Source organism: Paenibacillus sp. Z6-24 (assembly GCF_054161335.1).
This window is the reverse complement of the sequence record NZ_CP096398.1, coordinates 2,553,321-2,566,843: the sequence shown is the minus strand read 5'-3', so window position 1 is coordinate 2,566,843 and position 13,523 is coordinate 2,553,321. Positions and strand designations below refer to the sequence as shown.

12 protein-coding genes are annotated in these 13,523 nt (G+C 47.1%); 8 read left to right on the top strand and 4 right to left on the bottom strand.

The features are described from left to right. Positions 1–270: 270 nt before the first annotated feature. From desA to M1D61_RS11215, 3 genes are all read left to right on the top strand, one after another. Positions 271–1,317, top strand: a complete 1,047-nt coding sequence (gene desA / locus M1D61_RS11225) for a Delta(5) desaturase DesA (protein WP_458118557.1) — start codon at positions 271–273, stop codon at positions 1,315–1,317. A gap of 82 nt (positions 1,318–1,399) precedes the next feature. Continuing rightward, entirely contained in the window at positions 1,400–2,524 is a 1,125-nt protein-coding gene (locus tag M1D61_RS11220) for a histidine kinase (protein WP_458118556.1), read from the top strand. 18 nt (positions 2,525–2,542) lie between these two features. Further along, positions 2,543–3,154, top strand: a complete 612-nt coding sequence (locus M1D61_RS11215) for a response regulator (protein WP_458118554.1) — start codon at positions 2,543–2,545, stop codon at positions 3,152–3,154. A 210-nt stretch (positions 3,155–3,364) separates the two neighbouring features. Here M1D61_RS11215 and M1D61_RS11210 read toward each other — a convergent pair whose 3' ends face one another. Together M1D61_RS11210 and pdxR are read right to left on the bottom strand one after the other, a co-directional pair. Next, complete coding sequence (locus tag M1D61_RS11210) at positions 3,365–4,345, bottom strand: NAD(P)H-quinone oxidoreductase (RefSeq protein ID WP_458118553.1); 981 nt, start codon at positions 4,343–4,345, stop codon at positions 3,365–3,367. A 362-nt stretch (positions 4,346–4,707) separates the two neighbouring features. Then, entirely contained in the window at positions 4,708–6,096 is a 1,389-nt protein-coding gene (gene pdxR / locus M1D61_RS11205) for a MocR-like pyridoxine biosynthesis transcription factor PdxR (protein WP_458118551.1), read from the bottom strand. A 199-nt stretch (positions 6,097–6,295) separates the two neighbouring features. Here pdxR and M1D61_RS11200 point away from each other — a divergent pair, with 199 nt between their 5' ends. After that, complete coding sequence (locus M1D61_RS11200; protein ID WP_458118550.1) at positions 6,296–6,736, top strand: N-acetyltransferase family protein; 441 nt, start codon at positions 6,296–6,298, stop codon at positions 6,734–6,736. A gap of 179 nt (positions 6,737–6,915) precedes the next feature. Here the strand turns inward: M1D61_RS11200 and M1D61_RS11195 are convergent, their stop codons facing one another. Further along, positions 6,916–7,689 carry a GTP pyrophosphokinase gene (locus M1D61_RS11195; protein WP_458118549.1) on the bottom strand — a complete coding sequence of 258 codons (774 nt, stop codon included), beginning with the start codon at positions 7,687–7,689 and terminating at the stop codon, positions 6,916–6,918. Positions 7,690–8,065: 376 nt separating this feature from the next. On the opposite strand from M1D61_RS11195, the gene M1D61_RS11190 reads away from it, so the two are divergent. From M1D61_RS11190 to M1D61_RS11180, 3 genes are all read left to right on the top strand, one after another. After that, positions 8,066–8,935: an HAD family hydrolase gene (locus M1D61_RS11190; protein WP_458118548.1), complete on the top strand. Its 870-nt coding sequence runs from the start codon at positions 8,066–8,068 to the stop codon at positions 8,933–8,935. A gap of 174 nt (positions 8,936–9,109) precedes the next feature. Further along, positions 9,110–10,462, top strand: a complete 1,353-nt coding sequence (locus M1D61_RS11185) for a dihydrolipoyl dehydrogenase family protein (protein WP_458118547.1) — start codon at positions 9,110–9,112, stop codon at positions 10,460–10,462. 178 nt (positions 10,463–10,640) lie between these two features. Beyond that, positions 10,641–10,991, top strand: a complete 351-nt coding sequence (locus M1D61_RS11180) for an MmcQ/YjbR family DNA-binding protein (RefSeq protein ID WP_458122481.1) — start codon at positions 10,641–10,643, stop codon at positions 10,989–10,991. Between the two features lie 47 nt (positions 10,992–11,038). Here the strand turns inward: M1D61_RS11180 and M1D61_RS11175 are convergent, their stop codons facing one another. After that, positions 11,039–12,442, bottom strand: a complete 1,404-nt coding sequence (locus tag M1D61_RS11175) for an MFS transporter (protein ID WP_458118545.1) — start codon at positions 12,440–12,442, stop codon at positions 11,039–11,041. 113 nt (positions 12,443–12,555) lie between these two features. Here M1D61_RS11175 and M1D61_RS11170 point away from each other — a divergent pair, with 113 nt between their 5' ends. Beyond that, positions 12,556–13,446, top strand: coding sequence for a LysR family transcriptional regulator (locus tag M1D61_RS11170; protein ID WP_458118544.1), 891 nt, complete (start codon positions 12,556–12,558; stop codon positions 13,444–13,446). The last annotated feature ends 77 nt before the right edge of the window (positions 13,447–13,523 follow it).

The following is a 13,523-nucleotide window of genomic DNA, read 5'->3' as shown; positions in this document are numbered from 1 at the left end:
GGGAGAAGGTACGGGTAGCTCTGGTCTGATATACATTTGTTCCGCAGAAATGATGACATATATACAATCTTATATAAAGAGACCATATGGTCTCATACGACTATATTATATTTTTTACATATTGATTTGCCAAATACATGACAAATGTCATGGTATACTACTGACACTTATGACTTCATCCCAACACCTGCTGACGATACAATGGAGATACGAAGAAAGTTGTTGCACACACTGTACTTATCTTAGGGTTATCTAACCCACAAAGGAGAAATGTTTATGTCTTCCATCAAACAATTAAAAAAAGAAGTTGCTCCTTTTGAAAAAAACGACTCTAACAAGAGTATTATGCAACTATTTACAACAATTCTTCCCTTGATTATACTTTGGTTCGTAGCGTATTGGAGCCTGTCGGTCTCCTACTGGCTAACGATTCCGATTACAATTGTCGCTGGATTGTTCGTTATTCGTACGTTCATTATTTTCCATGATTGCTGTCACGGTTCATTCTTCAAAAATCGTCAGCTGAATAATATTATTGGTACAATTACAGGCGTCATTACATTGACTCCGTACATGCAGTGGAAACAGAGTCATTCGATTCACCACGCTACAAGCAGTAACCTGGATAAGCGTGGAACCGGCGATATTTGGACACTGACTGTCAAGGAATATGCGGAAGCACCATGGTATACCCGTCTTGGCTACCGACTTTATCGTAACCCAATCGTACTGTTCGGTGTTGGTCCGATCGCTGTATTCCTGATCCAACAGCGCTTTAACCGCCGCGGAGCGAAACGTCCGGAACGTCTCAACACGTACCTTACCAATATCCTGATCGTTGCCCTGTACACCGGATTGTGTCTGCTGATCGGCTGGAAAGCATTTGTCATGATTCAATTGCCTATCTTCTACATCGCCACCATGCTCGGCATCTGGTTGTTTTATGTACAGCATACTTTTGAGGATTCCTATTTTGAAAAAGAAGACGAGTGGTCTTATGTACAGGCTGCTGTAGAAGGCAGTTCCTACTACCAGCTACCATTGGTACTGCAATGGTTCACCGGTAATATCGGCTTCCACCATGTGCATCATCTAAGCCCTCGTGTACCGAACTATTATCTGGAGGACGCCCATAACGCTACGCCTCCACTGCAAAAGGCAACCACCATTACGCTCAAAACAAGCTTCAAATCGATTCGTTTCCGTCTGTGGGATGAAGAAGGCAAGAAATTCGTCAGCTTCCGCCAGTTCAAGCAGCAGGAAAAACGCAATAAGCAGCCCAAAGCATCTGCTGCAGTCCACGTGGATTTGAAGTAAAATGGAAGTAGACCGGTGGGGAATATACATTCCCCGCCGGAATACAGCAAGAAAGTAATGGTGATATGTACAAGTGACCCGGATGAATAAGCTTCAGGAACTCTTTCGTAAAAGTACAGGCGGCATCAATCTGTATATATGGCTGCTCTTTTTTATACTCCCGTTCTACTTTATTTATGATAAGTTCTCCATCAAAGGCTTTGTTTTCGGTGTGATCCTGATTCTTGTATTCTTTACTGCCAATCTGCTGTCCCTGATCGTCAAAGGACGGCAGATTTATGTATGGTTTGGGATCCAGATTGCACTGTCGGTCATTATGGGATTGAGTTTTGGCTTTATTTATTTCTCCCTGTTTCTGTCCTTTTTCCTGGGAAGCGTGTATAACAAGGTCGGATTTTTCGTTCTGTATATTATCAATCTCCTCAGTACGCTCGGACTCAGCTATGTCAGTCTGATCTCCGACAGGACGGAATTTATCGGACAGCTGCCGCTGCTGATGATTAATCTGATCGCTGTTATTCTCGTACCGATTCAGGCGCATAACAAGACCCATCAAGATCATCTGCAGGGACAGCTAAAAGATGCCAATCGTAAAATCTCCGAGCTGGTGAAGCTGGAGGAACGTCAGCGGATTGCCCGTGATTTGCATGATACGCTCGGACAGAAGCTGTCCTTGATTGGTCTGAAAAGCGAACTGGCCTACAAGCTGATCGAAAGCAAACCAAAGCAGGCCGAACAGGAAATGCTGGATGTACGGCAGACTGCCCGTACGGCACTTAAGGAAGTACGGGAACTGGTCACCCAGATGCGCGGTACCCGTCTGGAAGATGAATTGTTCCGGGCTCGACAGATTCTGGAAGTCGCGGATGTTGAACTGAATCTGTCGCAAAATGATGATCTGCATGACGTCTCCCTGATTGCCGAAAATGTACTGGGTATGTGTCTCAAGGAAGCGATCAACAATGTGATCAAGCATAGTGAAGCAACAGCCTGTGATATCGTGATTGAGTCGAGTCCGACCGAGTTAATGTTAACTGTAAAGGACAATGGCGTAGGCATCAATCTAAAGTCCAAGCGCTACCCGGGCAACGGTCTGAGAGGCATGAAGGAACGGCTCGAATTTGTAAACGGCAACTTGTCGATTACATCAGATGACGGAACGGTTCTGCGGATTACCGTACCCAATGCGGTACAACGTCAGTTATAAAGAAAGAAGGTTCTGGATATGATCAAAATTGTCATTGCTGAAGATCAACGCATGCTGCTCGGTGCACTGGCTTCGCTGCTGGATCTCGAAGATGACATTACCGTCATTGGCAAAGCAACGAATGGGGAAGAGGCAGTTCAGCTGGTTCGCACCCTGCAGCCGGATATCTGTATTATGGATATCGAGATGCCTGCCAAAAGCGGGCTGGATGCGGCCGAGGAACTCAAGGGAACGAGCAGCTGCAAAGTGATCATTCTTACGACTTTTGCCCGGACTGGTTATTTTGAAAGGGCGCTCAAAGCGGATATACAAGGCTACCTGCTCAAGGACAGTCCGATTGAAGAACTCGCCCATACGATTCGCATGGTAATGGCTGGACGCAAAATCTATGCCTCCGAGCTGATTGACGATGGCTACTACGGCGAGAAGAATCCACTCACCGAACGGGAAAAGGCTGTGCTGGAACTGATCGCGGACGGCAAGAACACCAAGGAAATATCGAGCGAACTGTTTATTACAACAGGAACAGTCCGCAATTACGTCTCGATCATTATGGACAAGCTGCAAGTGAGCAACCGGATCGAAGCGATAAAGCATTTCAAGGAAAAAGGCTGGTTTAAATCGCAGTGAATTTCGCTACTGAAATTCACTGCTTTTTTGTGTAAAAATAGTCAGCAAAATTAACTGCATAAGCTCGCAGGTGAATATTCATAACAAACAGAGATCAATAAAAGCAGGTAGATCGACTGTGCCTGCAAATAACCAAATATCAAAAAGCTGCAGAGACGGGCATATGCCTGGTCTGCAGCTTTTTCTGCAATGAATACTCTACATACATGTTTATTCGGTGACTTTGAGAATGATTTTGCCGATATTACGGTTGGCTTCCATATGCTGCTGGGCTTCCATCGCCTGTGCGAGCGGGAAGACCGTATCGACAATCGGCTGGATTTCGCCCTGTTCCATATGAGGAACCACATCTTTGACAAAGTCAGCGGTCAGCCGCGCCTTGTATTCGTCGCTTCTCGGCGTAAGCAGGGTGCCGGTGAGCTGCACGCACTTGGACATCAACGCAAACAGGTTCACCTGCTCCACCTGAATACCGCCCAGAATACCGATCAGCACCCAGCGGCCTTCCTTTTTGATACTGGCAAGGTTCTTGTCCCAATAATCCGCACCAACAAAGTCGAGGATTAGATCAACGCCGTGTCCATTCGTAGCCTTGAGCACTTCTTCCTCGAACGATTGCTGCTTGTAGTTGATCAGCACATCAGCACCCAGATTACGGCAGAAGTCCAGTTTCTCCTGGGAACCGGCGGTGACGATGACCTGTGCATTACTCAGCTTTTTGGCGAGCTGAATCGCAGCTGTACCGACGCCGCTTGCACCTGCATGGATGAGCACGGATTCGCCGGGCTGCAGATGACCGATCCAGTACAGTGTCTGATAGGCGGTCAGGAATACTTCCGGTACCGCAACAGCCTGTTCGAACGAATAAATAGAAGGAATCTTCATCGCCCGGTCGGCAGGCATGACTGCATATTCAGCATAACCCCCGCCGTTGACGAGTCCCATTACCCGGTCGCCGGGCTTGTACTCGGAATCCCCCTCAACCTGTTCAACCACACCGGCAATTTCGACGCCAAGTATCGGATTGGTCGCATAGCCGGATTGACCTTCACGGGTAACGATATCAGTACGGTTAATCGCTGCGGCATGAACCTCAACCAGCAGCTCACCGGGAGCAGGTACGGGAGCGGGAAGATCCGTTAGCTTAAGCCCGTTAGCATTTTCCTGTTGTTCAACAATAATAGCTTTCATATCAGCACACTCCTTTGTGAATTTAATAGATAGCACAACAATTAATTTTACACTATTTAATTAAGAAATGACACCTTTTCATAAGTAAATAGTTACATTATATCCAATCCGGCTCTGTGAGTAGATGCGCCGGCCTGCTTAAGGTTGTTCGTTGTCTCGAAGATCCTGGAGACCTTTCCCAAATTGCAACACTATATTTCGAGATAAATTCCATTGCAGGATAACAGTGCTACCAGGTTTTTAACCAGAAATGGGACACATTAAATAAAGTATCTATATTGTATTCATTTATGGTTGCCGGGAAATGATTGTGCCATGTGTTTTTATGCTCAATAAAATGATGGCCTATACAGGAAATCTGTTTATTGGGTCCATGCTTGCTGTAACAGTCGTACACCGGTCACGATTTGATCTGACGTCAGATTGCTGAAGCCCAGCTGAACGGTTGGTTTTTGTTCTGCTGTAGGTGCGAAATAGTAACGATTCGTCGGGTAGATCCGCACACCATAGTGCAGTGCCTGTCGGATCAACTCTTCCTCGGGTACACACTGCTGGAACTCCACCAGAAGATATAGACCGGAATGCGTACCGATGATCCGGATCTCTTCACCAAAAGCCTCCTGCAAAGCCGCAACGAGTACATGCATCTTGCGGCGGTAGATCGCCCGCATCCTGCGTACATGGGAATCCCAGTAGCCCTGCTCCATAAAATAAGCCATCGTCTGCTGATGCAAAGCCGATGCGGACTGCTCGACAAAGGTAAAAGTCTGCGCATACTGCTCCATCAAGTCAGGCGGCAGCAGCATATAGCTTAACCGGATTGAGGGCAGGAACGCTTTGGAAAAAGTACTCAGATAGATGACCGGGGCATCCTGCTGCAGCGAAGCAAGTGCAGGGATCGGCTGATGCCGATAGCGAAATTCGCTGTCGTAATCATCTTCTATGATGTATCCCTGTCGTTCTTCCACCCATTTGAGCAGCTGATGACGCTCCGACACTGGCAGCACGGACCCGGTAGGGAACTGGTGGGAAGGAGTAACATAAACGATATTGGATGCAGACTGTCTCAGCTGCTGCAGATCGATTCCTCTGGAAGTTACCGGTATCGGCTCTGTCTGCAATCCCTGCATATGAAATATGGTGCGTGCACCATCATAGCCCGGTTCTTCGACGGCTACCGAAGTGCAGCCGTTTCTCTTCAGAAGTACAGACAGATGGAGGAGCAGCAGTTGCGTCCCGCTCCCTATAATCAGCCGGTCAGCGGATGCCCGGATTCCTCTGGATTGCAGCAAATAGGCTATGATCTGCTGTCTGAGCTCAGGCTCCCCTTGATAATGACCGTACGTATAGATCCCGGGCTGATGCAATATGGCATTGGCACATTTACGCCATTGATGCAGTGGAAACGATTCGCGGTCTACACTGCCGATACGAAAATCAATCAACGGTGGCAGGTCGTCTGTTTGGGGCAATCCTTTTCCAACGGAGGTTGTATCTGTGCCGAGTCCTTCGACAGGTTCTACATAATAACCCTTTTTGGCTTCACTGCGAATATATCCTTCGGCGAGCAATTGCTCATACGCAGTCAGTGTCGTATTACGGCTGACTCCGAGCTGTTCGGCCAGCTGGCGGATTGAAGGAAGCGCCGTATGCTCCTGCAGCTCTCCTTCCTCGATCAATGAACGAATGGAGCGATAGATTTGTATGTATTTGGGCCGATTATGATCGAGTTGGATTAATAATTCTTTCACTGCGTTATCCTTTCTTTAACAATTGTCCAGTATGACATGATAATCTGACATGTAATAATCTGAACAATTGTACCTTTTATACATGTCAGAAATTATAAATACTATATAAGAAACCGGCTGGACTGTACAGAACAGATACAGAATATGAAACAAAATTACAGGCTGGAATCAATACCAGTCCAACAAAAGGAGCCTGATCATGGACATTATCAAAGCGAATTTGCAGCATCTGAGCGACATTACTTCATTATTTGATCAATACAGGGTGTTTTACGGGCAGGATAGTGATCCGGCGGCGGCTGAGAGGTTTATCAAAGAACGTATCGAGAGAGGGGAATCGGTTATCTTTCTCGCTTATGAGCAAGGACAGGCTGTAGGATTCACCCAGCTGTATCCGCTGTTTACGTCAATCCGGATAAGCCGGATTTATTTATTAAATGATCTGTTTATTGCTGGTGACTGCCGGGGGAAAGGGGCAGGACGTGCTCTGCTGGAGCAGGCTTTTAGTTTTGCCAAAAATGATGGTGCTGCACGGGTGATCCTGCAGACGCATGTGAATAATACGCCAGCCAAGGCATTGTATGAGCGTGCAGACATGGAGCTGGATACGCAGTACGATCATTATATTAAGGAGTTGTAAACACAGCTATCTCGATGTTTGGTATCAGATGGAATAGTGATCATTTGTGGGATACAGTCTCATCTTTTATTTATAATGCAATAAAAATCAACTTTCTGAAAATAGATACAGTTATACGCCAAATAAGCCGCTCCCGTATAGAATAGGAGCGGCTTATTGTATGCTATCTCAGCAACGGATTATTTGTCGGCAGGGAATTCTACTTTGGCTGATCCGGTTAGTGTCCCGGTGGCGAGTCGCAACAGTGCTTCCGGGATATTCAACTGATTGTTATCCGTCAGCTTCTGGATCAGTTCATACTCCGGCTGCCTCTTGTCGACCGATTTGATCGACTGAACCTCATGATGCAATCGCTCCATCTTGTGATCCAGCGCAGTAGCAGAGTCTGCAGCGTCCTTGAGTTCGTTCAGCAGATGTTCGGGTACGGCGCCTTCATACTTGTAAAAGATTTTGTGTTCCAGACTCGCCCAGAAGTCCATCGCAATCGTACGGATCTGTACTTCCACATATACATCTTCCTGCCGGTCCGACATGAACACAGGCACCTGAATAATCATATGCAGGCTCCGGTAGCCGTTAGGCTTGGGATTACGGATATAGTCCTTGATCTCGATCACTCGGATATCGGCCTGATTGGTGAGCATCTCGCAGACCCGGTAGATATCTTCGGTAAAGGAACAGGTGATGCGCAGTCCGGCGATATCCCGAACCGTCTCCTTGATATCATCCAGGCTTTGGGCATATCCTTTTCGCTGCAGCTTTTTCATAATGCTATCCGGTGATTTGATTCGGGATTTGATATGTTCGATGGGATTGTATTCATGCAAAACATGAAATTCATCGTTCAGAATTTCGATTTTCGTAGTAAGCTCTTTTAAGGCAAATTCATACATCATCATAAAACGCGTAATATTGTTACGGATTAACTTCAACTGCTGAATCTGATTTTCCATAATTCTCTCCTGTAATCATAATAACGTGAACACCCATATACTTAGTATGCCTAAATAATGATCGAAAAGAAAGTTTACTAAACAAAATACGTAAAAATAAACGGCATAGATTTATCCATTCGCTGAATCCCTACAGCAGATGTGCTTTTCTTGCAAATACTGTTATGTCCGACAGATGCCGACCCAGCAGTTTTGTAACATACTATGGGGAGAATGGCTGGAGATCAAGACGAATGCTGCGGCCATATATGATAAGAAAATTTCTTTGTCATATGCAGCGGACATTTTTCTGTTTGACATGTAACCCGTTTCAACGCTTAGAGTGGAGATAGAGCAAGCAGCTGCTCATTACATAAATAGAGGAGTCTGGTAAATTATGAACCATGCAGCCCAAAAGATTGTATTTATCGATATTGATGGGACCCTTGTCGATGATTATGGACAGGTTCCCGAATCAGCTCAGCTGGCGTGCAGGCAGGCAAGAGAGAATGGTCATCTGTTGTTTCTCTGTACAGGACGCTCCAAGGCGGAGATTTACGATTCGATCTGGGACATTGGCTTTGACGGGATGATCGGTGCCGGTGGAGGATATGTGGAGATTGCAAATAAGGTGCTGTATCATAAAAAAGTGCGGCCGGAAGATGTGCGTCATATGGTTGATTTTTTCAACCGGAATGGAATTCATTTCTATCTGGAATCCAATTCTGCGCTGTATGCCAGTGCTCATCTGAAAGCGCAATTGGAGAAGCTCATTTACGGAGATATCGATCATGATTCAGAGGCGAGAGTACGGATGAAGCAGGCACCGCACCCCTTTATTGCCGGGCTGACCTATGACGAGACCGACCTCTACAAGGATGATGTCAACAAAGTATGCTTTCTGGAAAGTTCACTTCCCTTCGAGCAGATCCGGGAAGAGTTCGCAGACCGATTCGAAGTGATTCAGTGTACCGTTCCGCTGTTTGGCCCGAATAGCGGAGAATTGATGATACCAGGCATTCACAAGGCGATTGCAATTGCTGATCTGCTGGATCATCTTCAGCTGCCACGGGAGCACACGATTGCAATCGGTGATGGCATGAATGATGCCGAGATGCTGGAGTACTGTGCTGTCGGCATAGCGATGGGTGATGCCAGACCCGGACTGCTGGAGATTGCCGATGATATTACCGATCCCCTGGAACAGGATGGACTGTACAACAGTTTTGTTAAATATGGTCTGATCACCGGCGCATCCGCAGTCTGATCTTCCTGATTTATCAGCGCTCCCTTATCTGTCATAAAACGTTCTTCCCATAAAAACTGTAGAATTCCCGGATTATTGGGTAATAATAAAAATATAGCGCAAAATCATTTAAGTTTTCAATTAATTATGCACTATTGATAATGGGTGAAGTCGACAGAAATCAGGAGGATCAATATGACAAAACAATTCGATGTATTATTCATAGGCAGTGGACAGGGAGCATGGAATGCGGCATTACCACTTAGTGCAGCCGGCAAAAAAGTAGGCATGATTGAGCGTGACAAGATTTTGGGTATATGCACCAACTATGGCTGTAATCCCAAAATCATTCTCGATGGTCCGATCAAGGTAATGGAAGATGCAGAGCTGTTCGGTCCGGTCGGTCTGACAAGTCAATTCAAGCTGAACTGGCAGCAGCTCATGGATCATAAGAATAAAATTCTCGGCCCACTGCCGGTTATGATGGAGAAGAACCTGCAAAAAGCGGGCGTAGAGATCATCCGGGGCGAAGCGCAATTTGTCGATGCGGGCACGGTTGCGGTAAACAACGAGCACTACACCGCAGACCAAATCGTGATTGCAGCCGGGCATCGCCCGGCTGCCCTGAACATACCGGGCGAACAATACATGAAGACCAGCAATGAATTCCTGTATTTGCCGGAACTGCCGGAGCGTATCGTCTTTATTGGTGCAGGCTATGTATCGATGGAACTCGCTTCGATCTCTGTGAAAACAGGAGCCGAAGTGCATGTCGTGCAGTCTTCGGATCATATTCTTAATGGATTCCACCAGCCCTACGCCAACAAGATGATCGACAAAATGAAGCAAGAAGGCATCCAGTTCCATTTTAACGATCATGTGATCGGTGTGGAGCAGCAGGGCAGCGAACTGGCTGTTACGACCGAAAAGGGGCTTCATCTGACAGCAGGGTTGGTAATCAATGCAACCGGCCGTGTACCCAATGCGGATCAGCTGAATCTGGAAGCTGCCGGTGTGGAGTACAACAAACACGGTATCGTAGTGAATGATCGTCTGCAGACCTCACAGCCGCATATTTACGCGATCGGTGATATTCTCGACAAAACGCAGCCGCGTCTTACACCGACAGCCGTATTTGAAGCCAAATATCTGGCAGGTTCACTGCTCGGTGCGATTAACGCTCCGATTCAGTATCCGCCGATTGCAACGATTGCCTTTACGGTGCCGAGAATTGCCCAGATCGGCATCAGCATCGAGGAAGCAGAACAATCTTCAGACTATATGGTCAAACCGGTGGAGCTGGGCAAACAGTGGGACTTTGCCGGACGCAATGATACCGAAGCTCATCTGACCCTGGTGTACGATCAGGAGAACAAATTGGTCGGAGCAGCTGCCTACAGCCAGGAGGCGCTGGAGATCATTAACAGCCTGACACCGGTCATTACGCTGGGACTGACAGCTGAAGATGCGGACAAGCTCATTTATGCATTCCCATCTTTTGAGACGATGATTCCGAGTTATCTGCATCAGGCGAATCAGGCCCAATAATCAAATATCCCTACAAACATAACTTTCTGTAACCAAAAAACAGACGCCTCTGCAGCGTCTGTTTTTTGATTATGTTCATTATTACGAAGGCCACCCGATTCTCTATTTGCCGGATCAGCGGAGTTTCTTGTATGCTGAAAGAAGAGATTGTACTTAATGATGCATACGGAGGCAGATGATGAACGAAAAAGAATTTATCGAATATTGCTTGTCCTATCCCGGGGTATACAAGGATTATCCGTTTGATGAGACATGGACGGTCATGAGGCATACCGGCAACAAAAAGTCCTTTGCCCTGATCTTTCAGCGTCATGGTCACTTATGTGTCAATCTGAAGTGTGACCCAATCAAAGCCGACTTTTTGCGGACTTTATATCCGGAAGTTCAGCCAGGGTATCATATGAACAAGGAGCACTGGAATACGGTGACTCTGGATGGGGAGATTCCGCGGGAAGAGATAGAGGATATGGTACAGCACAGCTATCAGCTGACCCAACCAAAGATTCGCAAAAAGAAGTCGGCGGAATAAGCTGGATATCGTGCTGTTGCTGCTCTGGCTATCGTGAACCATATCCCTTATGATATTTGATCCGTCTCGTTGTATTGCTGCTGTCCCGCTTGCCAGCGGTGCCAGTTCATATAGACGAGGAAGAGTGCCATTACAGTAAGAATTGTCCCCAGTATGCGAAATCCGGCAAAGGTCAGTTGGCTTCCTGCCACCATGCTGATCAATAGGGAGGAGAGAATGGTGCCGAGGTATCTGGATGTGCTGAATAATCCGGAGGCTACTCCGATCATATCCCGGGGTGAACTCTGGAACAAAGCAGCCTGCATGCCGACATTATTCAATCCGTTGCTAACTCCGAATACAGCGAGTGCAAGGCCGATACTGATGATCGATGAAGCCGGACCGAGCGTAACCAGCGATATCGATCCCATAGTCATCAATAGGGCAGACGTGAGGAGAGTCGGCCCTGTACCTGATCGATCCACCCATCGTCCAGCCCAGGGAGAAATCAGCAGGGAGCACAGTCCCAGGCTCAGCATAAGCATTCCCGCATTGATTTCACTGATATGATGCACGACCTGCAGGTAGGAAGGCATTCCAAAAAAGACAGCATAATAAATCAGATTGATCAGTATAAACTCCACATTAACCCACGCCATCGCAGGATATCTGGCAAATGTGCGCAAAGGAATAAAGGGTGACGCTGTACGTAATTCGTGCCATACAAAAATCGCCAGCAGTACGATCCCCGCCATACTCATCCAAATAGGAGACCCCCCAAATGAACCTGATGATTTGGCAGACAATAAGCCAAGCAGCAGAGCGATCAGACCCACTGTAAAAAGAAAAATGCCTGCCGGGTCCATCCTGCGAATCCATTGACCCGACACATTGTTACTGACAGCAGAAGTGGAAGGTTCGTCTACCGGAATCGTTCTCCAAGCCAATAGCAGACTCACCAATACAACGGGGATATTGACCAGAAAGATGGCCTGCCAGTCCCACCAATACATCAGCAATCCCCCGATAAAAGGTCCGACCGCTGCCGCTCCGGACAGAAAGATGGATAATACCGATAGCGCAGCTGCCTGCTTCTCCGCAACATGGATGCGCACGATAGCCATTCCTACAGCTACCATCATACTCGTTCCGATAGACTGTACGATGCGGAATACAATCAGCCAGCCAAAGCTTAACGATAACGGAGCACTCAGAGATACAATCAGGGAGACCAGCAACCCGGCCAGAAACAGGTTTCGGCGGCCAAACAGATCGCTCATTCTGCCCATGACAGGCTGGGCAACCGCACTCGCAATATAAAAGGAAAAGATAATCCACGAGACTGCTGCAAAATCCAGCTGAAATGAATGCTGTAATTGCGGAATCGCTACAGAGATCATGGAAGAGTTCAGTGGATTCAACATAATGCCCAATCCAACAGATATCATTAACCACCAGCTGCGTACGCTCATTATATTATTCCTCCTCAAATGTTCTCTCCTTATCGTAAGCGAATAAAATGATTTACTCCAACGCATTTTATGCTATCATTTCATGTATCAGAAGGAATGAATGGAGGGGAGTTATGGAACTTCTTCAACTGCAGTATTTTATGACGGTAGCTCGATTGGAACATATGACAGAAGCAGCGCAGCAGCTGCATGTCACCCAATCTTCGCTCAGTAAAACGATACAGCGTCTGGAAGAGGACCTGGGTGTGCCATTGTTTGACCGAACCGGCCGGAATTTGCGATTGAATGAGTCAGGCCGCCGATTTCTTCGTCGTGCGGAAAAGGCATTATTTGAATTGGAACAGGGAAGACAGGAGATCAGGGATCTGGCTCATATACAGCAGAGTACACTGGAGCTCGCGGTGACTACTGCCAGCACATTGCCGGGCATTCTGCAGGAATTCAGGAAAAAGAGACCGGAGATTCAGTTTCATGTACAAATGCTGGCTACCGAGGATATGGTTACACTTTTGCAGCGAGGAGAAGTGGATCTTTGTCTCTCGTCTCCGCCGATACATGGAGAGGATATCGAGTGTCAGATTGTCTACATTGATCCTATCCTGCTTGCTGTTCCAGAAGGCCATCGTTTCTCTAATCGGCAGAGTATCTCGCTTGAAGAACTGGAGGACGAGTGGTTTGTGGGCGTCAATCAGGGCTATGGCACCCGCGATCTGGTCGATGCCGCCTGTTATGATGCCGGATTTACACCCCGGTATGTGTATGAGGGAGATGAGCCGGCGAGAATGAGTACGCTGGTAGAGACCGGAATAGGGATTGCTTTCATGCCGGGTACAGCGAGGAACCCGCGGGAACGTATCCGGTATATCCCCTTGGAGCAACATGAACTTGTACGGCAAATTGCCCTGCTGTGGAACCGGAACCGATATGCTTCACAGGCAGTTTTGGAGTTCCGTCAGATCGTAATGGATTATTTTGAGACATTGAAGTACCGCCCTGTACAATAACACGCAAAAACGAGGACAATACTCCTTAACAGGAAAATTGTTCGCGTTTTCATTTTGTCTATTTCAGATACGATATA

What these genes read in the sequence shown, in the direction of transcription:
- M1D61_RS11200 (WP_458118550.1), top strand. Translation starts at nt 6,296, where the DNA reads ATGGACATTATCAAAGCGAATTTGCAGCATCTGAGCGACATTACTTCA.
- M1D61_RS11190 (WP_458118548.1), top strand. Translation starts at nt 8,066, where the DNA reads ATGAACCATGCAGCCCAAAAGATTGTATTTATCGATATTGATGGGACC.
- M1D61_RS11185 (WP_458118547.1), top strand. Translation starts at nt 9,110, where the DNA reads ATGACAAAACAATTCGATGTATTATTCATAGGCAGTGGACAGGGAGCA.
- M1D61_RS11170 (WP_458118544.1), top strand. Translation starts at nt 12,556, where the DNA reads ATGGAACTTCTTCAACTGCAGTATTTTATGACGGTAGCTCGATTGGAA.
- M1D61_RS11210 (WP_458118553.1), bottom strand. Translation starts at nt 4,345, where the DNA reads ATGAAAGCTATTATTGTTGAACAACAGGAAAATGCTAACGGGCTTAAG.
- M1D61_RS11180 (WP_458122481.1), top strand. Translation starts at nt 10,641, where the DNA reads ATGAACGAAAAAGAATTTATCGAATATTGCTTGTCCTATCCCGGGGTA.
- M1D61_RS11195 (WP_458118549.1), bottom strand. Translation starts at nt 7,689, where the DNA reads ATGGAAAATCAGATTCAGCAGTTGAAGTTAATCCGTAACAATATTACG.
- M1D61_RS11215 (WP_458118554.1), top strand. Translation starts at nt 2,543, where the DNA reads ATGATCAAAATTGTCATTGCTGAAGATCAACGCATGCTGCTCGGTGCA.
- M1D61_RS11220 (WP_458118556.1), top strand. Translation starts at nt 1,400, where the DNA reads ATGAATAAGCTTCAGGAACTCTTTCGTAAAAGTACAGGCGGCATCAAT.
- M1D61_RS11175 (WP_458118545.1), bottom strand. Translation starts at nt 12,442, where the DNA reads ATGAGCGTACGCAGCTGGTGGTTAATGATATCTGTTGGATTGGGCATT.
- desA (WP_458118557.1), top strand. Translation starts at nt 271, where the DNA reads ATGTTTATGTCTTCCATCAAACAATTAAAAAAAGAAGTTGCTCCTTTT.